Source organism: Frigoribacterium sp. CFBP9029 (genome assembly GCF_034045305.1).
Taxonomy (GTDB): Bacteria; Actinomycetota; Actinomycetes; order Actinomycetales; family Microbacteriaceae; genus Frigoribacterium.
This window is the reverse complement of the sequence record NZ_JAXCWB010000003.1, coordinates 244,884-266,297: the sequence shown is the minus strand read 5'-3', so window position 1 is coordinate 266,297 and position 21,414 is coordinate 244,884. Positions and strand designations below refer to the sequence as shown.

15 protein-coding genes are annotated in these 21,414 nt (G+C 68.9%); 10 read left to right on the top strand and 5 right to left on the bottom strand.

Translation table 11 applies throughout. The features are described 5' to 3' along the window. Nucleotides 1–18: 18 nt before the first annotated feature. The 3 genes from SOM11_RS06020 to SOM11_RS06010 form a co-directional block, all read right to left on the bottom strand. Nucleotides 19–1,518, bottom strand: a complete 1,500-nt coding sequence (locus SOM11_RS06020; protein ID WP_320477498.1) for a hypothetical protein — start codon at nucleotides 1,516–1,518, stop codon at nucleotides 19–21. Beyond that, a complete protein-coding gene (locus SOM11_RS06015; protein ID WP_320477497.1) occupies nucleotides 1,515–4,451 on the bottom strand; it encodes a PT domain-containing protein in 2,937 nt (978 codons plus the stop codon). Before SOM11_RS06015 ends, SOM11_RS06020 begins: the two co-directional genes overlap by 4 nt. 213 nt (nucleotides 4,452–4,664) lie before the next feature. Then, nucleotides 4,665–5,561 carry a hypothetical protein gene (locus SOM11_RS06010; RefSeq protein WP_320477496.1) on the bottom strand — a complete coding sequence of 299 codons (897 nt, stop codon included), beginning with the start codon at nucleotides 5,559–5,561 and terminating at the stop codon, nucleotides 4,665–4,667. A 76-nt stretch (nucleotides 5,562–5,637) separates the two neighbouring features. Between SOM11_RS06010 and SOM11_RS06005 the strand changes: the two genes are divergently transcribed. The 8 genes from SOM11_RS06005 (at nucleotide 5,638) to SOM11_RS05970 (ending at nucleotide 16,912) form a co-directional block, all read left to right on the top strand. Next, nucleotides 5,638–5,910, top strand: a complete 273-nt coding sequence (locus SOM11_RS06005) for a hypothetical protein (protein ID WP_320477495.1) — start codon at nucleotides 5,638–5,640, stop codon at nucleotides 5,908–5,910. 148 nt (nucleotides 5,911–6,058) lie between these two features. Beyond that, entirely contained in the window at nucleotides 6,059–6,340 is a 282-nt protein-coding gene (locus SOM11_RS06000; RefSeq protein WP_192061299.1) for a pyrophosphorylase, read from the top strand. Between the two features lie 179 nt (nucleotides 6,341–6,519). Next, nucleotides 6,520–12,051 (top strand): DUF6531 domain-containing protein, encoded by a 5,532-nt coding sequence (locus SOM11_RS05995; protein WP_320477494.1) that lies wholly within the window; start codon nucleotides 6,520–6,522, stop codon nucleotides 12,049–12,051. Nucleotides 12,052–12,066: 15 nt separating this feature from the next. Further along, nucleotides 12,067–12,462, top strand: coding sequence for a hypothetical protein (locus tag SOM11_RS05990; RefSeq protein ID WP_320477493.1), 396 nt, complete (start codon nucleotides 12,067–12,069; stop codon nucleotides 12,460–12,462). A gap of 1,130 nt (nucleotides 12,463–13,592) precedes the next feature. Further along, nucleotides 13,593–13,985 carry a hypothetical protein gene (locus SOM11_RS05985; protein WP_320477492.1) on the top strand — a complete coding sequence of 131 codons (393 nt, stop codon included), beginning with the start codon at nucleotides 13,593–13,595 and terminating at the stop codon, nucleotides 13,983–13,985. A 125-nt stretch (nucleotides 13,986–14,110) separates the two neighbouring features. Beyond that, complete coding sequence (locus tag SOM11_RS05980; protein ID WP_320477491.1) at nucleotides 14,111–14,503, top strand: hypothetical protein; 393 nt, start codon at nucleotides 14,111–14,113, stop codon at nucleotides 14,501–14,503. Nucleotides 14,504–15,203: 700 nt separating this feature from the next. Continuing rightward, nucleotides 15,204–15,932, top strand: coding sequence for a hypothetical protein (locus SOM11_RS05975; RefSeq protein ID WP_192061115.1), 729 nt, complete (start codon nucleotides 15,204–15,206; stop codon nucleotides 15,930–15,932). A 179-nt stretch (nucleotides 15,933–16,111) separates the two neighbouring features. Then, nucleotides 16,112–16,912, top strand: a complete 801-nt coding sequence (locus SOM11_RS05970; RefSeq protein WP_320477490.1) for a hypothetical protein — start codon at nucleotides 16,112–16,114, stop codon at nucleotides 16,910–16,912. 18 nt (nucleotides 16,913–16,930) lie between these two features. Here the strand turns inward: SOM11_RS05970 and SOM11_RS05965 are convergent, their stop codons facing one another. Beyond that, nucleotides 16,931–17,377 (bottom strand): hypothetical protein, encoded by a 447-nt coding sequence (locus SOM11_RS05965; RefSeq protein ID WP_320477489.1) that lies wholly within the window; start codon nucleotides 17,375–17,377, stop codon nucleotides 16,931–16,933. A gap of 221 nt (nucleotides 17,378–17,598) precedes the next feature. Between SOM11_RS05965 and SOM11_RS05960 the strand changes: the two genes are divergently transcribed. Together SOM11_RS05960 and SOM11_RS05955 are read left to right on the top strand one after the other, a co-directional pair. Further along, nucleotides 17,599–19,314 carry an ABC-F family ATP-binding cassette domain-containing protein gene (locus SOM11_RS05960; protein ID WP_243215135.1) on the top strand — a complete coding sequence of 572 codons (1,716 nt, stop codon included), beginning with the start codon at nucleotides 17,599–17,601 and terminating at the stop codon, nucleotides 19,312–19,314. Nucleotides 19,315–19,403: 89 nt separating this feature from the next. Continuing rightward, nucleotides 19,404–20,570 (top strand): SGNH/GDSL hydrolase family protein, encoded by a 1,167-nt coding sequence (locus SOM11_RS05955; protein ID WP_320477488.1) that lies wholly within the window; start codon nucleotides 19,404–19,406, stop codon nucleotides 20,568–20,570. Nucleotides 20,571–20,778: 208 nt separating this feature from the next. Here SOM11_RS05955 and SOM11_RS05950 read toward each other — a convergent pair whose 3' ends face one another. Next, nucleotides 20,779–21,405, bottom strand: coding sequence for a hypothetical protein (locus SOM11_RS05950; protein ID WP_192061110.1), 627 nt, complete (start codon nucleotides 21,403–21,405; stop codon nucleotides 20,779–20,781). Nucleotides 21,406–21,414 lie beyond the last annotated feature (9 nt).

Here is a 21,414-nt window from a genome sequence, read left to right as displayed (position 1 = left end):
GGGGCGCTGTTCTTCTCGTCAGCCGGCGGCGGGAGCGGTGACGGGGCCGGCGAACCAGATGAGTCCCGTCGACCCGTCGTCGACGGCGGGGCGCAGACCGAGGTCCTGCGACGACGAGTTCAGCACGGCGACGTCGGCGTCGAGGGCCTGCGCCGACGAGAAGTCGACGGCGGGGCCGGCCATGCCGTCGCCGGCGCCGAGACCGAGGGCTCCGAGTGCGTCGCCGACGGCGCCGGGCTCGATCGAGCCGGCCGATTCGACGGCACGCACGAGGGCGACCACGGCGTCGTGGCTGCGGGCGTCGGCCGCACCGGCGACGACCGAGAACGGCTGATCGCCGGTCAGGTTCACGGCGTCCGGGTCCTGCGCGAGCACGCGGACTCCGCCGAGGAACGCCGACACCGATCGACCGGCGCCGTCACCGCGGAGGGCGGTCGCGTCGCCGCTCTCGGCGCCGACCGTGACGAGCGAACCGGAGAGGCTGGCGCCGTCCTCCTTCAGCGCTGCGGAGAACGCGGGGCTCGTGGCGTCGGGGGTGAGCACGACGGGGACGGCGAGGTCGGCGGCCTGCAGCCGCGCCACGACGGCGGCCTGGCGGGTCGCCGAGCCGCTGACGAGGACGGCGTCGGAGGGGTCGGCGACCGGCTCGGTCTCCTGGGAGGCGGTGGCCGAGACGTCATCGCCGGTCGCCGTGGTGCTCGTGGCCGGCGGAGCCGACCCGGTGAGGCGTGCGACCTCGCGGGCGAGGGCTTCGTCGCCGGCTGACGACGACGCCGTCTCGGTGCGGCCGATCTCGACGCCGACGGGGGCGCCGCCTCCGGCGTCGACGAGCAGCGTGTTGGTCGCGCCGCCGAGCGCCTCGGTGAGGGCGGCACCGGTCTGCGCGGCGTCGGGAGCCGTCGACCAGACGTCGCCCGAGGCGCCGTCCGGCACGGGGGCGTAGGGCAGGACGACGGGGATGCCGGCGTCGGCGGCGGCGGTCACCGCGCCGATGATGTGCGGACCGGACGAGGCGATGACGATGCCGGCGACGCCCTGGTCGACGAGGGCGGTCACGGCCTGTGCCGCGCCGGCCTCGGTGCCGCCGTCGTTCTCGGTCGCGAGGGCGATGTCGGCGCCGCCGAGCTCGAGGCGGCGTTCGGCGACGAGGGCGCCCTGGGCGGCACCGTTCCAGTCGGCGCCCTCGGCACCGGGGCCGAGGGTGACGATGACGCCGACCGTGGTGCCTTCGGGCAGATCGGTCGCGGTCAGGGCGACGGGCAGGGTCGCGGCCACGGGGGCGCCGACGGGTTCGTCGTCGGGCTGCACGACGACGACGGTCACGACGATGGCCGCGGCGACGACGAGGGCACCCGCCACGATGGCGATGGTGCGACCGCGGCGACGCGGGCGGGTCTCGGTGTCCACAGTCGATGCGGCCGACTCGACCGAGTCGGTCGACTTCGCGCTCGGCGAGCTGCCGGCCCCGTCGGACGTGGCGCCGGGCGTCTCGCTGTGGCGTGCTCCGCGCTCGCTCATCGTGCGCCGCCGATCGTGAAGGCGTAGAGGGTGGTCGACGTCGCACCGGAGGGCACGTCGAGGTGGAACGCCGGCAGGGCGGTGGCTGCTTCGAGCGACGCGGTGAACTGCGCCTGACGGAGCATGATGCCGGCGATGTCCTCCGCTCGGACGTTGGCGTAGCCGGACGCGTTCTGCGTCGCGAGGGCGAGCTGGAAGTCGGCGGTGTCGGCCTTGGCCGCGCTGGTGGCCATCGCTCCGAGGATCCCCGAGCCCTCCACCTGACGGTCGCCGAGATCGAGCATGACCTTCGCGAGGTCGCCGGCGAGGAGCGTCGAGGCGCCTTCGACGTCGCGCGTCGAGTTCTGGGTGCTCGCGGCGATGCGCTCGAGCGACGACGCGGTCTGCTCGTCGATGGCGGCGGCGAGCCCGGAGGTCTGCTCGTCGAGGTCCACTCGCTGACCCTCGATGGTCTCCTTGGCGTCGCCGACGACCACGTCGGACGTCGACGAGAGGCCGACGATCGAACGGTCGAAGGCGTCGATCACGGTCTGGCGTGTGGCCACACCCTGCGCCGAGACATCGCGGACCTGCTCGCCGATCAAGCCCTGGATCTCGTTCGACGCGTCGATCGAAGCCTCGGCGAAGGCCTTCTCGACCTCGTCTGCCAGGGCGTCCTGCTGGATTTTGAGCGTGTTGAGATTCTTCGCCACGGCGGCGTTCTGCCCCTGGGCCCTGGTAACGCTGATCTGCAGCGCCTCGATCGACGAGTCGAGCCCGCCGTCGCCCGCCTCGATGGTGCGCGCGAGTCGATCGATGGCGTCATCCACGGCGGAGGTCGTCTCGTCGAGGGTGGCGATGGTGTCGCCGATCCCGCCGGGGGCACGATCGTCGTCGACGTCGGAGGCCGCGAGGACGGCGTCCCAGGCGGTGGCCTGCGCGTCGAGACGCTGACTCATCGGCTCGAGACCGATGGGGAGGTCGATGATGCGGGGAGCCGCGCCTCCTTCGCTCTCGTCGTCGCCGGGCGCAGCGGTGGGAGCCACCGTCGGTTCACCGGTCGGTGCGGTCGTGGGCTGACCGGTCGGCAGGCCGGTGGGCTCGGGTGTCGGCTCGGACCCGTCGTCGTCGCCTCCCTCGGGGACCTCGCAGGCCACATCGGTCAGGTACGCCCGCAGCTGCTCGACCTCGCCCCGAGACATACCCTCGCCGATCTCGTCGCAGAGACGGGCGGCGAGCTCGGCGTTCTGCTCCTGCATCGTGTCGCCGGAGAACGGCAGGTCGATTCCGCCGTCGGCGGCGTCGGGCAGGTCGCCGATCTCGGCCCGTGCGTCTTCTGCGGCGTCGTGCAGGGCGTCGACCTGGTCGCGCAGGGTCGGCACGCCGACCGAGACGGCGTCGGCTGCGTCGCGGAGGTCGTCGAGGGCCTCGGCCACGTCGTCCTCCGACGCGTCGGCCGCGAGGGCGTCGAGCTGGGCGTCGAGCGCGGCGAGATCGGCTGTCAGCGCGTCGTTGCTCTCGATGGCGAGAACTGCAGGCTTCGCGTCGAGCGACTCGGCGAGCGCGACGCCGTCGGTCACGAGACCGATCAGGGCGACCGTGACGGTGACCGACGAGGCGAACAGCGAGCAGGTGAGCGACGACTCGGTGGCGCAGCTCGCGGCGTCGGGGTTCGACGGGCCGACGGTGCGCTGCAGCTCGGCGGCGACCTGGTCGCGGCAGCCGGCGGTCGACTGGGCGTACCCGTCGAGCTGGGCGGACACCTGCAGCAGGCTGCCGTAGACGCTGGCGGTCTGACCCGGTTCGGCGACGACCGCGGCGCAGCCCTCGCCGTCGATCGTGACGGCGGGTGCCGTGGCCGACGTGTCGCCGAGCAGCGAGTCGACGCTCGAGACGGTCTGCTGCAGCTGGCTCAGCACGGTCGACTGGGTGCCGGTGACGGTGGCCGAGAGGTCGGTCTCGAGCGAGCCGAGCTGGCCGCTCAGGCCGTCCATCGTGCTGGCGAGCGACGAGCTGCTCTCTTTCAGCTGTTCGGCGGTGCGGACGCCGAGCGTCTCGGAGGTGCTCTCGAGGTTGGTGCGCACCTCGGTGATCGTCTCGCCGGCGCGGCTCAGCACGGTGTTGACGTCGCCGACCAGCTCGATGGTGCGCTGCTGCAGGGCCAGCTCGGAGGTCGTCGACGAGTCGAAGGCCGACCCGAGCACGCCGTCGACGGTGAGGTCGGTCGAGATGCCTGGCTGCGCTGCGAGGTCGATCGTGGGTGCCGCGAAGTCGGTCACGTCGGCGACCAGGTGCAGGGTGGTGCTGGCGCCGGAGCGCGGAGGGGCGAGCAAGGCGGCCCACTGCACGACGGCGTCGCCGTCTTCAGTGGTGCTGACGATGCCGTCGGTGCCGGCACCCGTGCCGCTGCCCGTCGAGTCGGAGATGACCTGGCTCGGCGAGACGCCGGTCAGCACGGTCGATGCGGCGAGGCTGATCGGCGCGCCCACGAGGGCGGCGTCGGTGCGGGACGCGCCGGCGACGTCGTAGCTGAGGTCTTGCGGGGCGACGGTGAGGTTCTCGACCGTCAACTCGATCTCGACACGGCCGTCGTAGCCGTCGAGGTCGGCCAGGTCGGTGCCCGTGCCGTCGGTCGTGCGGTACTGCGTGCTGATGCGCAGCGGCAGGTCGCCCGCGACGTCGGCGGGCACGTGCTCGGCGGTGGTCGTCGAGGAGGTACGGGTCGCGTCGTCGACGGAGATGGCCGTGCTCGAGACGGCCGTGATCGACCCGTCGGTGGCGAGTGCCGTGTCGACGGTCTGCAGGACCTTCGACGGGTTCTCGACGACCGTCGGCTCGGACGTGCAGGCCGTGGCCAGCAGTGCGACGACGCCCGCCATGGCGACGACGCCCAGTGCGCGCCCCCCTCGGTGCCGTCGCAGAGTCGTGCTGTGTGTCTTCGTTCCCCTGGCCATGCAGACCGTTCCCCCTAGAAAGTGCTGTCCCTCCTTTGCATGATAAGGGTATGTCGGACGGCTGTGATGTCCCCCATCAGGGTCGTGAGCGCCCCGGCGACAGACGGATCGGTGCAGGGACGAGGATCGGCGGCCTTTCCACAGGCCAGCATTCACGCCGAACTTGACTTCATGGGGCGAGGCTCGCCCCGAGCGGTTCCGCAGGCGGCGACCTCAGAGCCGGCGGAAGCCGAAGCGGCGGCGGGGTCGCTGCACGGCGTCGCGGGTCAGCTGCCGTTCGTGGACGAACTCGTCGCTCTCGATGTGAACGATCAGGGCGGGCCAGGTGAGGTAGGTGACCACCGCCTCCCCGGCGGTGAGAGTTCCGTCCCGCAGATCTGCGGACGGTCGACGGGGGATGCCTCGGGCGAGGAGCCGCCCGAGTCGGGGGCCGAAGGCGGTCTCGCGGGTCGGGGTGATCATCGTGTGGAGGGCCGGTCGCACTCGGGGCGGTCCGTCGACCGGCTTCACCGCCTCGCTATCCGTGTGCACGACCGGTGCCGTCGCGAGGAATCGACGGGACGGAAGCGAACCGTCGTCGTCCCAGAGCAGCACCTCGATCACAGGTCTCGCCGTGCCACCAGGGTCTTGAGCGACGACGACGGCCACGGCGCGCACACCGGACGCCGCGGTGAGGAGCACGGCGTCGCCGACCTCGAAGCGGACCCCATGGTCGACAGATCGGATGAGGGCACTCGGGGCACGAGGCGGGCCGGTGAGCTTCGCGCGCAGCCGTGCGAGCTCCGCCTGTCGGCTGGCCGCGAGTTCGGAGTCCTCCGCCGCCCAGCGGGCGACGTCGCCACCGCGGTCGATCAGGTCGACGGCCGTGGCCTGGACGTCGGGCTGCAGCCAGCCCGTCTCGTGCTGGGCGGCGGCGAGCGCGACCCAGAAGACGATGGACTCCTCGGCACCCCGATCGAGGCGTGCGTTCTGGTCGATCAGCTGCGCGGAGAGTGCCACCGGGTCGTGTCCGCCGAGAAGCCCATCCCGCCAGTCGGCTCTCACGTCGTCGGCGTGATCATCCGCGAATATCTCGGTGCCCCAGGTCCCCATGACGTCGACCCTAGCCATGCTCCGCATCCTTCTGGGCGGACGGATCACGGACGCGTTCTCCAGCGTCGATCTGAAGGCGCGTAGCCTCGTGGACGTGACGTCAACTGACATCGACGGCCTGATCCAGCGACTCATCGATGCGATCGCGGAGGACGACAGCGCGCGTGAGCCCGACCCGTCCCTCCTGAGCATGGACTCGGTGCGGCAAGCCCTGACGAGAGCTCGGATGGCGCGAGATGCGGGCAATGAACCGGCCTATCTCAAGAACCTCGAGGTAGCCGCCTACCAGATCTCAGACTCGTGGCCCCGTGACTCCGCTCTCGGTGCCGACATCCTCGGGTACATCCAGGGGCTGCGACGCCGTTGATCCCTCCCCAGGGCCGCCACCCCCCGAACGGGGACCGACAGATCGGTGCAGAAGGGGTGCATCCTGGCCGTGACGAGCTAGTCTCGTCATGTTCAAGCCCCGGGGGCGTCTTGCACGGGGGCTATTTCCAGATGAAGGGGACATCACCATGTCACGCGTACTTTCCACCGAGCAGGCCAAGACGGCCATCCGCCAGGTCCAGTCGATCGTCAACGGCGGTTTCACCGACCAGATCTCGCAGCTCGACGCTCAGGGCCGCATCCTGTCCGACCCCAATGTCTGGGACGGACCCCTCGCGGCGACCTTCCGCGGCTCCACCTGGCCCGAGACCAAGGCCGCCCTCGACAAGGCCAAGACCGAGCTCGAGCAGCTCCGTACCCAGCTCGACAACATCTCCGCCAACATCTTCTCCGCCGGCGGCGGCGCGTAACACCAGACGACTGCCCCCGTCACCCCGATCTCCGGGGGGACGGGGGCGTTCGCGTCGCGCCGGGCGTCAGAGATCACGCGACGCCGTGAGATTCGGCACGACGACGCCAGACGCCCGGCAGGCGTCAGCACCAGCTATCCGCGACATCGCAGCATCACTCCTGAGGGGGAGGACAATTCATGGGGGATCCCAAAGGCGGCAATGAGCCCGTACCGTTCGACAACGGAACGGCCGACGCACTCGTCACCGCGTTCAACAACGCTGCGGACGACATCGAGGGGCAGAGCGGTTCTCGCTCGTCCCTCGTCACGACCGCGTCGCAGGAGTTCCGTGGTCTCTTCTCCGAGCTCTTCACCACGAACGCGGCGACTGCTGCGACAGGTGCCAGCACCCTCGCCACGAGCTTCCGGGCGATAGCGGACTTCGCCGGCGAGCTGAAGGAGGCGGCGAAGCAGGAGAACGACCGCCGCCGCAAGGCACGGGAATGGCAGCAGCGCCAGGACGATCGCAACGGCTTCGAAGAGTGGCGAGACAGCATCTGGGGCGGCGAGGAGATGCCTCGGGAGCAGCCCGAGCCGGCGCCCCAGCTCGAGCCCCAGGACGCCAACGTCGGTACCCGCGAGACTCCCGCGCCCGGTACGGGCGGCGGCAGCGGCGGCACCTCGTCGGCGAAGCCCGACGACCTCCGCTCGTTCGCCACCGGCAGCGCAGCCCTCGACGCCGAGCTCGCGGGCCGCCCCTCGACGCTCTCCGGCAAGCTCGCCGACTTCGCGTCCGACTGCCAGTGGGGCGTCATCCACGCCGACGGCGTGGTCTCGAGCTTCTCGACCTGGCTGACCGCCAACGACACCGATGTCGCGTGGGCGAATACGGTCGCCGGCGCGTTCGAGGCGGCCGGCGGTTCGGGCGTCGTCTCGACCGTCGCGGACTCTGCTCTCGCCGCCGCACTGCAGTCCGCCGGGGTCCAGGGTCAGCGCGACGACCTCGTCGTCCCGCCCGCCCAGGGCTGGGGGTCGCCGCCCACGACCGGCTTCACGATGGACCCGGTCAATACGACCACAGGCAACTTCCTCGAGACGGAGGTCGACCTCGCCTTCGCGGGTGCCGCCTCCTCGTTGCGGGTCTCGCGCACCTACAACTCGCTCGACGACCACGTCGGCCCCTTCGGCCCGGGCTGGGGCTCCGTGCTCGAGATCGGCCTCACCCTCGACGACGAGGGCGCCGCGTTCACGATGGACGACGGCCGCGTCGTCACGTTCCCCCGTCTCGGCAGCTCGTGGGATCGCGCCGTCGGCGAGAACTTCTGGCTCGCAGCCGAGGTCGCCTCGACCCTGCCCGGCCTCGGCGACACGGGCGCCGAGACGCTCCTCGTGGTCCGCGACAACACCGGCGGCTGGTGGGCCTTCTCCCCCGCCGGCGTCTGGCTGGCGAGCGGAGGAGGCGCGGGCACCGTCGTCCGCGTCACCCGCGCCCCCGACGGACTCCCGTCGCGCCTGACCCACGCGCGTGGTCGAACGATCGACATCGACTACGTCGACGGTCGCGTCGCGACCCTCACCGCCTCCGACGGCCGCCGGGTCGAGTACGCCTACGACGCAGCCGGGCGCCTGACCGGCGCTGCGAACGAGGTGGGCACGCGACGGTACGACTGGAACGACGCGGGCCTGATCTCGACGGTGACCAGCGCCTCCGGCGTGGTCGAGGCCCTGAACACGTACGACGAGCAGGGGCGCGTGACGCTGCAGGTGTCGCCGCACGGCCGCACGGTGCGTTTCGCGTATCTGCCGGGTCGGGTGACGGTCGTCTCGGACGTCGACGGCACCCGGTCGAACAGCTACATGGCCGACAGGAAGGGCCGACTCGTCGGGGTGGTCGACTCCGACGACCAGCGCCAGTCGATGAGCTACGACCCGAACGGCAACCTCGTCTCGGTCACCGAGCGCGACCGATCGGTCACCGTCAACGGCTACGACGAGCGCGGGCGCAAGGTCCGCACCGTCACGCCGTCGGGCGCCGATCTCACCTACGGCTACGACGCCCTCGACCGGGTCACCACCGTCGTGACCGAGTCGGGCGCCGTCGTCGAGTACGAGTACGCCGAAGACGCCGAGCGCAACCCGTCGGCGCTGGTCGACCCCGAAGGCGGCCGTACGCTCATGCGCTGGCGCGACGGGCTGCTCGAGAGCGTCGTCGACCCGACAGGTGTCGTCGTCCGCTGCCACTACGACGAGTACGGCGACCTGATCGCCACGGAGAACGCCGTCGGCGACGTGGCGCGCATCGAGCGCGACCACGCCGGTCGTCCGGTGGCGGCGGTCAGCCCGTCGGGAGCCCGCACGACCTACATGTACGACGCCGCGGGGCTGCTGGTCTCGCGTCGCGATGCCGACGGGGCGATCTGGCGCTTCGAGCACGGGGCGGGTGCCCGGGTGAGCGCGATCATCGACCCCCTGGGCGCGCGCACCGAATTCGGCTACGGCCCGCACGGAGACCTCGAGACCACGACCGATCCGCTCGGCCGTGTCGTCTCGCGTCGCTTCGACGACCAGGGCGACGTCTCGGCTCTGGAGCTGCCGGACGGCTCGTCGTGGGCGTTCGCGCACGACGGTCTCTCGCGCCTGCGGACGATCACCGACCCCGCCGGCCACGACTGGACCCGCGAGTACGACGTCACCGGTGCGCTCACCGCGACCGTCGACCCGACGGGAGTCCGGCAGGAGGCGCGGGTCGACCGTGCAGACGGCACCGGCACCCTGCGCGACGCGTTCGGCACCACGACCCTGCGTTTCGACGAGTTCGGCCGCCCGGTGGCGACCGAGGCCGCCGACGGCTCATCCGAGCTGACGACGTACGACCGCTGCGGCCGTCCGGTCGAGCTGGTCGACGGCGAGGGCGGTCTCACACGTCTCGAGCGCGATGCCGGCGGGCGCGTCACTGCGGTCGTCACCCCCTCGGGAGCCCGGACGACCTACGAGTACGACTCGTGCGGCCGCGCTTCGGCGAGCGTCGACCCCCTCGGCGCACGCACCACCCTGACCTACGACGCCGACTCGCGGGTCGTCGCGCGCACGCTGCCGACCGGCGACGTCGAGCGCGTCCGGTACGACGCCGTGGGCCGTGTGGTCAGCAGGTCGACACCGGGTCACGGACAGGCGCGGTTCGACTACGACGCAGCCGGTCGACTCATCGGCACCCAGGACACCCGCTACGGCCGCCGTCGCTTCCGGTACGACGCGGCCGGTCAGCTGATCGAGGCCGAGAACGGTCTCGGCGGCGTGACCCGCTTCGAGTACGACGTCCGCGGGCGCGTCGTCTCCATCACCGACCCGCTCGGCAACGAGACGCGGCGCGAGTACGACGCCGCCGATCGCATCATCGCCGTCACGGACCCGCTGGGCCGGACGACGACCGCTGCGTACGACCCTGCGGGCCGCCAGGTCTCGCAGCAGGACCCCACGGGCACGACCACCACGTGGACCCACGACGCCTCGGGGAACCCCTCGGGCATGAGTGTCGACGGGCGCGTGCGGTCGTCGTTCACCCGCGACGCGTTCTCGCGGTCGATCGTGGTGACCGACCACACTCGCTCCGACGGGATCGACCTCGAGCATGAGCTGACGTTCGATCGTCGCGGGCTCCTGGTCCGCCGCGCCCGGGGCGGCGAGGCGGTCTCGTGGGAGTACGACGCCGACGGCCGACGCACCGCACGCATCGATCCCGACGGTGGTCGTCTCGACTATCGTCGCGACGCCGCGGGTCGCGTGGTCTCCGTCGTCCACGGCGGACAGGACAGCGCGCACGTCTCGTACGACGCCGCTGGTCGGGTCGTCGAGGCCACGACCGGTGGCGACCTGCAGACCTGGGACTACGCGGAGGGCCATCTCTCCCGGCACACGAGCACGACTTCCGAGGGCTCGTCGACGACTCGGATCATCCGCGACGCCGAGGCGCGCATCGTCGCTCTCGACACCGTCGACGGTCGGGTCGACTACACCTACGACGCCGCCTGCCAGCTGGTCGGTCTCGAGCGCGAGGGCCGCACCTCGACGTGGTCCTACGACGCCGCCGGCCGGCTGACGCATGAGCTGGTCGATGGCCGGGTGCGCAGCTTCCTGTACGACGCAGCGGGTCAACTCGTCTCCGAGGAGGCGCGGGTCGGTTCATCGACGGACGCTCTCGACACCGTCGTGGTCGCCTCCGTCGAATATGTGCACGACGGTCTCGGGCGTCGGATCCGTCGGATCGACACCGACGGCTCGTTCACGGAGTACGCCTGGAGCGACCTCGGCTGGCCGACCGCGATCACTGCGCGGGACAGCGACGGCGGCGTCGTCTCGCAGACGAGTCTCTGGGTCGATGTGCTGGGCGAGCTCGCCACGATCGACGGTGTCGACACCTGGTGGGACACCGCGAGTGCTGTGCCGTCACTCGTGTCGATCGCTGGCGCACCAGTCGTGACGATTCCCGGTGGCGCGACGACAGTCGGTGGTGAACAGCTCGAGCCGACCTGGCGGGGCGCCCGCGCGACCGATGTGGCGGATCCGTGGGAGGCGCTTCGCACCTCCTCGGGGATCCCCGGTCTCGAGTTGCCTGCCGGTGTGGAGTTGTCCGCGTCGGGTGGCCTCGCGGTCGCAGGTCTCGACTGGCTCGGGGCGCGGGTCTACGACCCGTCGACCAGAGGATTCCTGTCGACCGATCCGCTGGCGCCCGTGCTGGGCGCAGGCTGGGCCGGGAACCCCTACTCGTATGCGGGCAACGACCCGATGCACGCTCTCGACCCGCTCGGGCTGCGCCCCGCGACGGACGCCGACCTCGACGCCTACGCGAAAGCGAACCAGGGCGCTCTGGCAGATGCGGGCGACTGGTGGGGTGAGAACTGGGAGTACGTCGCAGCTGGCGCTGCGATCGCCGTTGGCGTCGGTCTCATGTTCACGGGCGTCGGTGGTCCTGTCGGCATGGCCTTGATCGGCGCGGCATCCGGTGCTTTCATCGGCGGTGGTGTCTCAGTTGTCTCGCAGAAGGCTCAGACAGGAGAAGTCGACTGGGGCAAGGTCGCCACGGACGCAGCCATAGGAGGTGTGCTCGGGGGCGCTGGAGGCGCGGCGGGTGCGTTCGGCAAGGCAGCAATGGCATCGGCTCCTGCGGCTCAGGCCGGACGAGCCGTGGCAGTCAACGTCGCGGCCAACGGCGGAGTCGGCGCGGTCGGCGGTGGCGCCACCTATCTGGCCAGCCATGGCGGGCGAATCGAGAACGGTTGGGACTTCGCGGGTGCGATCGTCGGTGGGGGCGTGTCTGGGTCGGTCGGCGGACTGGCAGGACCGGCAGGTGGCACGATCGCTCGCAATCTGGGACACACGGCAACCAGTGGTTTGGCGACGGCGAGCACGGTCGTTCTCAACGGCGTGGGGTCGTCTGCGGGTACAGCGGTGCAGAGCATCGTGGCGGGTGAGGACGTGAACCCGCTCGAGGTCGCTGTGAATGGAGTTGTCGGGTCTGGGCTCTCAGCCCTGCCACTCGACCGCGTGATTCCCGGCCAACATGGGGTCAACACGCTTGCGCAGATGCCCTACTTCAGTCCGCGGTCGTTGACTGGAGCGCTCAATCTCGGGGCGCACAACACGGCTGGCCTTTTCGGATCCGCCGTCGGCGGTACGGTCGTGGGAGGCGGGGTGGATGTGTTCCGCGACAGTGTCGGCTTGACCGTCGACTAGAGAACGGTGATGACGATGGCGGCATCGAGACAGTCGAAGCGACCGATCAACGCGGTGGCGGCCATGTTGGCCGTCGTGGGCCTTGTGCTCGGGTTGTGGGTCAGCACAGCGATCGGGGGCGCAGGCGTGCTCGCAACCGTCATCACGTTGGTCGCCGGACTCGCGTACGGCCTGCTCCTCTTCGGCTTCCCGCCCCGCAACAGAGCGATCGGTCTCGGTCTTCTCGCACTCGTCCCGGTGGTCATGATCGTCATCGTCGCGAACCAAGACATCGTCGGATCCGTCCAGTACGCCTGGATCTTCGGCTTCATAGCCGGGGGTATCGCAGGCGGGTACGCATGGCCCTGGTCGCGAGCCACCGTCGCGAAGAGAGCCGGTCGAGGCGATAATTCGCCCTCTGATCCCCGATAGACGTCAGTATCCGAGGTCGTAATCGACCTGGGTCTCCGACCTATCGAAATCCTGAGCCGTGAAAAATGAGTAATGAACTTGGTCAAAGAAAATCGCGAGGCCGACTGGCTTTTGCCTTTGTGATGTGCCTAGCTGGAATCGTGCTGGTCTTCATGGTCGGAGGCTCTAGGACTTCTTCTGCATTACCCATTTTCATTAGGACACTCTTAGCAGGAGCCGTCTTCAGCTCGTTCATTTTTTCCAGTGCTGAAAATGAAATTGGCTTATCTCGTCATGCTACTTGGCCCGCTCGGCATCTTGGGTCTTTCGAACTGGCTCTCTGAACCCTGGGCAACCGGTCAAATAACTTGGCTTATCGGAACCCTGGCTGGCACTGTTTTCGGTTCGCACCTGAGATATCTAGTCATGTCCAATCGGCATCGATCCTGGTAGTCAGCGACTAGTAAGAATGAGGAATGAGGAATGAGGAATGAGGAATGATCTTGGCCAACGCCAATCACGAGAGCGTCTGGTGTTTGCGGGCGTGATGTGCCTGGTTGGAATCATGCTGGTCTTCATGGTCGGAGGCTCTAGGACCTTCTCTGTATTACCCACTATCATTGGGGCATTACTGGCAGGAGTCATCTTCGGCTCGTCCACTTTTTCACTACTTGGAATAAAATGGGCTTATCCCGTCATGCTCCTGGGCCTACTCACCATCTTGGGCCTCATGACTAGACTCCCTGGCCCCTGGGCCACCGGTCAAATAACGTGGATTTTCGGAACTTTTGCTGGAACTATTTTCGGCTCACACGTGAGATATCTAGCGTTGTCCCGTAGGCGTCGGTCCTCCTAGTCGGTGGATCGTCTTCTGAACAGTTGGCGGCCTTGCCGCCACGCATGCGCGACGTTGACAGCCTGCTAGACAAAGCAATGAATCTTCTTCTGCTAGACCGGACGCAAATGCTGGAAGATATCGCGCCGATTCCTGATGGAATCGTCAGCATCGCACCGACAACAGCGGACCTGTAGCCCCTTACGTCGGAACATCAAAAGGCCTGGGAATTTATAGAACCATTGGGGCTTTAGCCGTTTAGCCTCGGGGCAAGTCCCGGTTCAAACTGCGATCACTAGACTCAGGAGAACCTCACGTGTCAAACAACATGGATAGCAGCGAGGACAATGTGCGCCCGGTACCGCTGGGGGGCAAGACAGCACGAAGACTGCGCCTCCTCACCCTCATCGGTGCGCTTCTCGACATCCTCATTGCCATCGCAGTCGTCACTCAAGTCCCTCTGAGCACAACGATCTCGTACACCCGCATCTCATCAGAGTCGCAGGTCCCGCTCTTCGGCCTGCTTGCGGCACCAGTGCTGCTCTCAGCCTTGTGGTGGCAGACGCGGTCGGCTGAGACGCAACCACTCCCTGACAAGGAGCGCGTCCTTCTGATCGCGATCTCCGTACCGTTCCTGGGATTCTTCACGATCGGGCAACTTTTTATGGCGCGGGATTACCTCATCGCAGGCGGGGTTCTTCCGGCCTGAGCTGGGAAGAGCTTCTCGCATCACCCGATTAACGATGCCCCGTAGCGTGGACCGTCACCGCGAGGCAATAGCTAGATTGGCGGGGCGACGTGTGGGTCAGCAGACGAGACATATGAGGTCATTCCATGAGCAACGCGCCTGCCGCCGGTGACGTCGAGTCGGAGCATGCCGCGAGACCTCTGGGCGGGAGGACGATCGTCTGGCTACGACGGGTGCTGATTGCGGGCGTCCTTCTCGACATCGTCGTGGCAGTTTTCGTAGTCACCCAGGTTCCCACCGGCACCACGGTCTCCTACACGAGGGCTTCGAGAGAGTGGCAGATGCCTCTCTTGGTTCTACTCATCGCCCCACTTGTGCTGATAAGCCTATGGTGGCGGTCTCGTCGGGCGGCAAGCGAGTCGCTACCAAGAGAAGAACGAAGATTTCTCCTCGTGATCTTCGTGCCATTCTGGCTCTTCTTCGTTGTGGGGCAGCTCTTCATGGCTCGTGACTTCCTCATCGCAGGCGGAGTGCTGTAAGGCCACAGGGCTAAGCAGCCGGACTGGCGTCGCGACAACCAGCAGCAGACTGAAGCTCAGCGCTTGAGTCCGAAATCCGGGAAGGCAGCAGATGGCGAGCGCACGAGACGATGGCGATCGGAACCCAACAGACAAAAGCGAATGGCTGCCTCGAGATCCAAAGGGTCACAGACTCATACGAGTGACACGCAATCTTGTTCTTTTCTGCATTCTACTGGATATCGTTATTGCCATTTATACGTTCACGCAAGTACCACTTGACACGACTACTCGGTATACTCGCCATTCAAAAGAGTATGAGATACCCGTCTTTGTTCTATTCGGGATGCCTACGGTCCTGGCCCTCTTGTGGCTTCGTTCGCGTCGAGCTGCCTATGACCCCTTGCCGCCGAATGAGCGAAAGATTCTTTTTGCGCTTGGGATTCCCATGCTGTCATTTATGATGGTGAGTCAGTTCGTTGTGATGAGAGACTTCCTCGAGGCTGGCAGCTCACTAGGATGACGACGCAGTTCGCCCTTTTTCTCACACACACGACATCGAGAGTGGATTCCATTGCGGTACTGCCAGATGATGCTATGGTCAATCGCCAGCCCGAGAGAGACTTTCATACAGTGACGGATTCAGCTTTTGGCAAGAAGTAAGCCAGCGATCTCTGGCTACAAGCCTATGCCTCGAATCCAGCGACGTTACAATGCGGTCTTGGCGGTTGTGAACATCGTGGTCGCAATCGTATTGCTGCTGGTTCTGCAAGCTGATGCGAGTTCGGCTTTCATGACACTGGGCTTGGGGATCTTGACCGCCGGCCTGTTGGCGTACTCGTCATCTTTGTGGGGAACGCTCTCCGCTGCCGTTCTTTCGATTGCCGGGCCACCCCTTCTGAACACCACACTGCCAGATGATGAGATCGTCTTAGGCCCTTGGTTCTTCTCCATGATCGCTGGATGGTTCATCGGGTCGACTATTCGCGCACCGAGAAGCGAGCAGGTCAGAGAGCGAGAAGCCACCAGTTCAGAACTCCAATGGTCGGTCGGACGTAAGACATTCGCCGAAGATGCGCCCACGACCGAACAGGCCGTCAGCAAAGTCCGCGCATTGGACGGGATGACTCGGTCCCACGTCGTTCTCAAGCACAAGGGCTCCAGGCTCGACATCTGCGGGCGGGCCGATGGGGCCTTAGCGGTATTCCATTCCCCAGACACCCTGGACGACGACGCCTGGAGCATGGCGATGACGTCCACAGCGTCCCGAGACCACGTGACGGTCATGATGGGCAGCATCGTCAACTCCGTCGAGCAACGCCACACGGTTCTCGTCAGCGAGGCCGAGGAAGCAGCCCGCCATTTTCTGGCATCTGGATCCATGAGCTCAACACTGACCTGGTGGACGAGCGCCGATGTCCTTTTGATCAAACCGCACCTCGGCGAGTAGCACAGCACGATCCGCGAGCGCTTCGGACCGGATGGGCACTCCCGAGAATCGTACCCGTCTCCCTGGTCGACAGGACAGGCGACCTGACCGTTCGGATCTCCGAGCGGCAGCACCCCGACAGACCGGTTCGTGCCAGGATGTCCAGCGAGCACGCCGATCGCCGGCACCAGGGGGACTCCATGAGCACAGACCGCACCGCCGCATCCACCGAGACGAAGCCTCGTCGGCTGACCTCCACCAAGCCGGTCGCGATGCCGTCGTCGACGCGCAGGATCCTGGCCCCGCTCGCGTACGTGCTCGGTCTGGCCGCAGCACTCCTCGGCGGAGCGAACACCGGCCTGGCGATCACGCTCAGCCTCGTGGTGCTGGTCGCCTCGCTCCTCCTCGGACGCCTCCGTGACCGCAGTCGGGCGATCGCGGTGCCGATCACCCTGGTGAGTGTCGCGAGCGTGCCCATGATCACCTCCGGCGCCCCGAACATCTGGATCATCCTCGCCTTCGCCGGCGCCGCCTTCTTCGGCCAGACCATCGGCACGGCCTTGAGGGCCCGGCAGGAGGCGCGCGAGGCCATCATCCTGCCCACCGACCCCGCGAGCGTGCCCGGTCGCACCGTGCTGCTGTGGCGCATGGGACGCGAGCAGTTCGAGGTGCTCGACCCCTCCGAGAAGCGCCTCCGCACGGTCATCAAGGGGCCGAAGGGCAACATCCCCACCAGCATCGAGCTGCGCCGTGGCACCGCGGGTCTCGACATCCTCCGACCGGGCGATGTCCCCATCGCGGTGCTCCACGCCATGGACGTCGACACCGGCCCCTGGTACGAGATCGTCGACCCGATCGTCGCTCCCGGGCCTGGTCAGCCGATCCCGGCCAACCCGTCCACCGCCGTGCTGCTCGATCGCACCACCGAGGCCGCGGTCCACTTCAGCCGCACCGGCGAACCGTCGCCCTCGGCCCCCTGGGCCCTGAGCACCCGCCGCTGAGAGCGATGCACCCGCCGGTCACGACGGGAGCGCCGCCACCCACGCCCTGAACGACGCCAGCTCGGCGTCGCGCAGCACCACGGTGGGCGGCGCATCGACGTCGGCGGACAGGAACGCCAGGCCGCCCGGAGCCTCACCCTCCAGCATGTCCCCCACCGCCGTGCCGGACTTCTTCGGCCATGCCTGCGTCCACACCGCATAGAACGACGGCCCGTGGGTCGTCTCGAGGATGGCCGTCTCGTCGTCCATGAAGCGATGCACCTCGTCGAGCCTCACCCCGGCGCGCCCCTCGGGCACCGTGAACACGATGCCCGGCACGCTCGGCCGACGCTTCGACGGGACCTCGACCGCCGCCGCCTCGGCCGTCGCCCCGCCGCCCGACCACGGCGCCACCGGGATGCGCGGCCACGGCTCGACAAGCACCGCGCGCTCGTCGTCGTCACGCTTGCGGAACAGTCCGAACACGTCATCCCCCTGACTCGAGGCGCCGCCACCCGGCCCTCGCGTGCCTCGACGCTACCAAGCCGAGGAGGCGCGGCTCGCTTCCCCGCGCCTCCTGCGTCCAGGTGACGCGAACGGGTGCCCTTGCGTCCGGGACTTCGCCGGTAGCGTCACTTCGACGGGCCGGCCGCGCCTCCTCTCCACAACCACCCCGGCAGCGCCCTCCGGTACGCGAGAATGGGCCGATGAGCGCTTCACTCGTGGCCAAGGGCCTGGCCGGCGGCCACGGCCACCGCACCCTGTTCGACGACCTCGACCTCACGGTCGCACCGGGCGACGTCGTGGGCGTGGTGGGCGTGAACGGGGCCGGCAAGTCGACCCTGCTGCGCCTCCTCGCGGGGGTCGACGAGCCGCAGGGCGGCACCATCACCCTCAACCCCGGCGACGCCTTCGTGGGCTGGCTGCCGCAGGAGCACGAGCGCCTCCCCGGCGAGACCGTCGCCCAGTACATCGGCCGTCGCACCGGCAGCACCCAGGCCACCACCGAGATGGACGCCGCCGCGGCAGCCCTCGGCGACCCCGACCCCGCACCCCGCGCCGACGGCCTCGACCCCGCCGACGTGTACTCGACCGCGCTCGAGCGCTGGCTCGCGAGCGGCGCGGCCGACCTCGACGACCGCCTCCCGGGCGTGCTCGCCGACCTCGGGCTCGAGACCGCGAGCGCGACGTCGTCCGCCGACCCCGGCACGGCCACCGTCGGCCCCGACACCCTGATGACCGCCCTCAGCGGAGGCCAGGCCGCCCGCGTCGGGCTCGCCGCCCTGCTGCTCAGCCGCTTCGACATCGCCCTGCTCGACGAGCCCACGAACGACCTCGACCTCGACGGCCTCGAACGACTCGAGCGCTTCGTGCAGGGCCAGCGCGGCGGGGTCGTGCTCGTCAGCCACGACCGGGAGTTCCTCGCCCGCTGCGTCACGAAGGTGCTCGAACTCGACCTCGCCCAGGCGTCGAACCGGGTCTTCGGCGGCGGCTACGACTCGTACCTCGACGAGCGCGAGACCGCCCGCCGTCACGCCCGCGAGGCCTACGACGAATTCGCCGACAAGAAGGCCGACCTGGTCGGGCGCGCCCGTGTGCAGCGCGAGTGGTCGAGTCAGGGTGTCCGCAACGCGATGAAGAAGTCGCCCGACAACGACAAGATCCGTCGCAAGGCCGCGGCCGAGTCGAGCGAGAAGCAGGGCCAGAAGGTCCGCCAGATGGAGAGCCGCATCGCCCGCCTCGAGGAGGTCGACGAACCCCGCAAGGAGTGGCAGCTCGAGTTCACCATCGGCGAGGCGCCGCGCTCGAGCGCCGTCGTCTCGACCCTCAGCGGCGCGGTGTTTCGCCAGGGCGACCCCGCGACGGGCGAGTTCGTGCTCGGACCGGTCTCGGTGCAGGTCAACGGCGGCGATCGCATCGGCATCACCGGGCCCAACGGCGCCGGCAAGTCGACCCTGCTGCGCGGTCTGCTCGGGCGACAGGAGCCGAGCGAAGGAGGCGCGAGTCGCGGAGCCAGCATCGCCGTCGGCGAGATCGACCAGGCGCGGGCACTGCTCGCGGGCACCGTCCCCCTCGCCGAGGCGTTCGAGGGGCTCGTGCCCGACTGGCCGCAGGCGGAGGTCCGCACCCTGCTCGCCAAGTTCGGCCTCAAGGCCGATCACGTCAACCGCCCCGTCGACGAGCTGTCGCCCGGCGAGCGCACCCGCGCCGGCCTGGCCCTGCTGCAGGCCCGCGGGGTCAACGTTCTCGTGCTCGACGAACCCACCAACCACCTCGACCTCGTCGCCATCGAACAGCTCGAGCAGGCGCTCGAGTCGTACGACGGCACCCTCCTGCTCGTCACCCACGACCGCCGCATGCTCGAGAGCGTGCGACTCGACCGGCAGTGGCGCGTCGAGAACGGGACGGTGACGGAGCAGTGAGCCGCGCCTCCTCGGCTCCGACGTCGTCGACTCGCCCGGTGTCGGGGGCTGCCTCGGGGGCGGCTGCGCGACCGGGGCGCCGCCGGGGCATGCGAGCCCTCGCCGTCGTCACCGCCACGGTCGCTCTCGTGGCCGGCTGCAGCGGCGACCCGACACCGGCGCCCACTCCCACGGCGGATCCGTGGGCGGCATGGGACTCCGCCCTCGCCGAGACCGACACCGAGTCGGCCCGCTGGCTGGCGCTCGGCGATTCGCTGACCGAGGGGCAGGGCGCCTCCGCGATCGAGAACCGGTGGATCGACCTCACGCGCGACGCCCTGCAGCGGCAGCACCCGGTCGACGGCGTCGCCGGCGGGGTCGGCTACCGCCCGGGGGTCTTCGCGGTCTACCCGCCCGACTCGACCTGGGGCGCCTGGCAGTCCGACCAGACGGCCGTCACCCCCGACTTCACGACGCCGAGCCTCGGCTACCGCAGCGTCGACCTCGAACCCGGCTCGAGCATCACGTACCAGGTGCGCGGCACCGACCTCGACCTGTGGTGGTCGCCGGGCGGCGGGGTGTTCCGCTACGCGGTCGACGGGGTCGAGGGCGAGCCGGTCGACACGAGCGCGGCAGGAGCGAGCGATGCCGAAGGAGGCGCGGGTGCGGACTCCGGCGCCGGTGTCACGAGCGTGGACGGACTCGAGAGCTCGGTGCACACGGTGACCATCGGGGTCGATCCGGACGCCGCCGACGGCTTCGTCTTCGAGGGGATCGCCGCGTTCGACGGCGACCGCGACCGCGGGGTGTCGCTGTTCGACTCCGCGCACTCGGGAGCGACCGTCGCGACCTTCGCGGCGGATCTCGACGGGTTCCTGTCGAAGGTGGCGGCGGTGCAGCCCGACCTCGTCACCATCACCCTCGGCGCCAACGACGCCGTGAACACGAGCCCCGACGACCTGGAGGAGGGCTATCTCGCTCTCGTCCGCGGCCTGAAGGGCCTCGACGATCCGCCGACCGTCGTCATCGTCGACGAGTTCAGCTCGGACCTCGCCAGCCTCTTCGACCAGAGCGGATCGAGCGGCGACTACGCGGCCGCCGTCGAGTCGGTCGCCGAGCAGACCGGGTCGGTGCGCGTGTCACTGGGCGACGCCCTGCCGGCGGACGCCGCGGGCGACGGCGACATCACCTCGCTGCTGTCCGACGACGGCATCCACCCGAACGACGCCGGGGCGCAGGTCATCGCGCAGTACATGATCGAGCTGCTCGGGCGCTGAGGCGCCGGGGCGGAGCCGGGCCGGTGCGCCGGGCAGCCGGTGCGCCGGTGCGCCGGTGCGCCGGTGCGCCGGGCAGCCGGTGCGCAAGGCGGCCGGCGAGCAGCCGCGCCACCACGCGAAGAACCGCGTTCGCGAAGATGAACCTCGATATATCGTGGTTCATCTTCGCGAACGCGGTTCATGGGCGCGGCGCCTCGGGCGCCGGCAGCTACTTGAGCAGCAGCAGCGTGGAGTCGAGCGCCTCGGTCGGCGAGAGCGGGGCCTCGTCGCCGGCGCCGGTCGCCGACAGGGCGAACAGTCCGTGCGGCGTGATGACGGTCGCCCCGGCGAGCGTGACGCCCTCCTGAGCGGCCTCGAGCTCGAAGGCACGACCGCCGAGGTCGCCGATGCGCGCATCCTCGACCTCGGTGACGCCCTCCTGACCGGCGATCTGGTCGCTCTGCGAGGTGATGGTGGCTTCGTCGAGCTCCTGCGTGCGCGCGACGGCGACGATCGCCTGGGCGCTCGGGTCGATCTCGCCCTCGGCGCTGGCGGCGCTGTTGGCCCACGAGCACTGCAGCTGGCCGTCGGCCTCCGTGCTCTCGTCTTGCAGGTCGAGGCCCTCGACGATCGAGCCGAGCGCCTCGCCCGCGTCGGCGCAGGTCGTGACGGCGAGCTCTCCGGTCAGGTCGCGGTCCTCCTGAGTGGCAGCGCTCTCGCTCGCCGAGCTGCTGGGGTCGCTCGAGTCGGCGTTCGAGTCGCTCGACCCGGTGCACCCGGCGAGGAGCAGCGTGAGCGCGACGGCGCCTGAGGTGACGACCGTCATCGCGGTCTTCGTGGTCTTGATGGTGCGCATGGTGGTCCC

What these genes read in the sequence shown, in the direction of transcription:
- SOM11_RS06020 (WP_320477498.1), bottom strand. Translation starts at nt 1,518, where the DNA reads ATGAGCGAGCGCGGAGCACGCCACAGCGAGACGCCCGGCGCCACGTCC.
- SOM11_RS06015 (WP_320477497.1), bottom strand. Translation starts at nt 4,451, where the DNA reads ATGGCCAGGGGAACGAAGACACACAGCACGACTCTGCGACGGCACCGA.
- SOM11_RS06010 (WP_320477496.1), bottom strand. Translation starts at nt 5,561, where the DNA reads ATGGCTAGGGTCGACGTCATGGGGACCTGGGGCACCGAGATATTCGCG.
- SOM11_RS06000 (WP_192061299.1), top strand. Translation starts at nt 6,059, where the DNA reads ATGTCACGCGTACTTTCCACCGAGCAGGCCAAGACGGCCATCCGCCAG.
- SOM11_RS05995 (WP_320477494.1), top strand. Translation starts at nt 6,520, where the DNA reads ATGGGGGATCCCAAAGGCGGCAATGAGCCCGTACCGTTCGACAACGGA.
- SOM11_RS05990 (WP_320477493.1), top strand. Translation starts at nt 12,067, where the DNA reads ATGGCGGCATCGAGACAGTCGAAGCGACCGATCAACGCGGTGGCGGCC.
- SOM11_RS05980 (WP_320477491.1), top strand. Translation starts at nt 14,111, where the DNA reads ATGAGCAACGCGCCTGCCGCCGGTGACGTCGAGTCGGAGCATGCCGCG.
- SOM11_RS05970 (WP_320477490.1), top strand. Translation starts at nt 16,112, where the DNA reads ATGAGCACAGACCGCACCGCCGCATCCACCGAGACGAAGCCTCGTCGG.
- SOM11_RS05960 (WP_243215135.1), top strand. Translation starts at nt 17,599, where the DNA reads ATGAGCGCTTCACTCGTGGCCAAGGGCCTGGCCGGCGGCCACGGCCAC.
- SOM11_RS05955 (WP_320477488.1), top strand. Translation starts at nt 19,404, where the DNA reads ATGCGAGCCCTCGCCGTCGTCACCGCCACGGTCGCTCTCGTGGCCGGC.
- SOM11_RS05950 (WP_192061110.1), bottom strand. Translation starts at nt 21,405, where the DNA reads ATGCGCACCATCAAGACCACGAAGACCGCGATGACGGTCGTCACCTCA.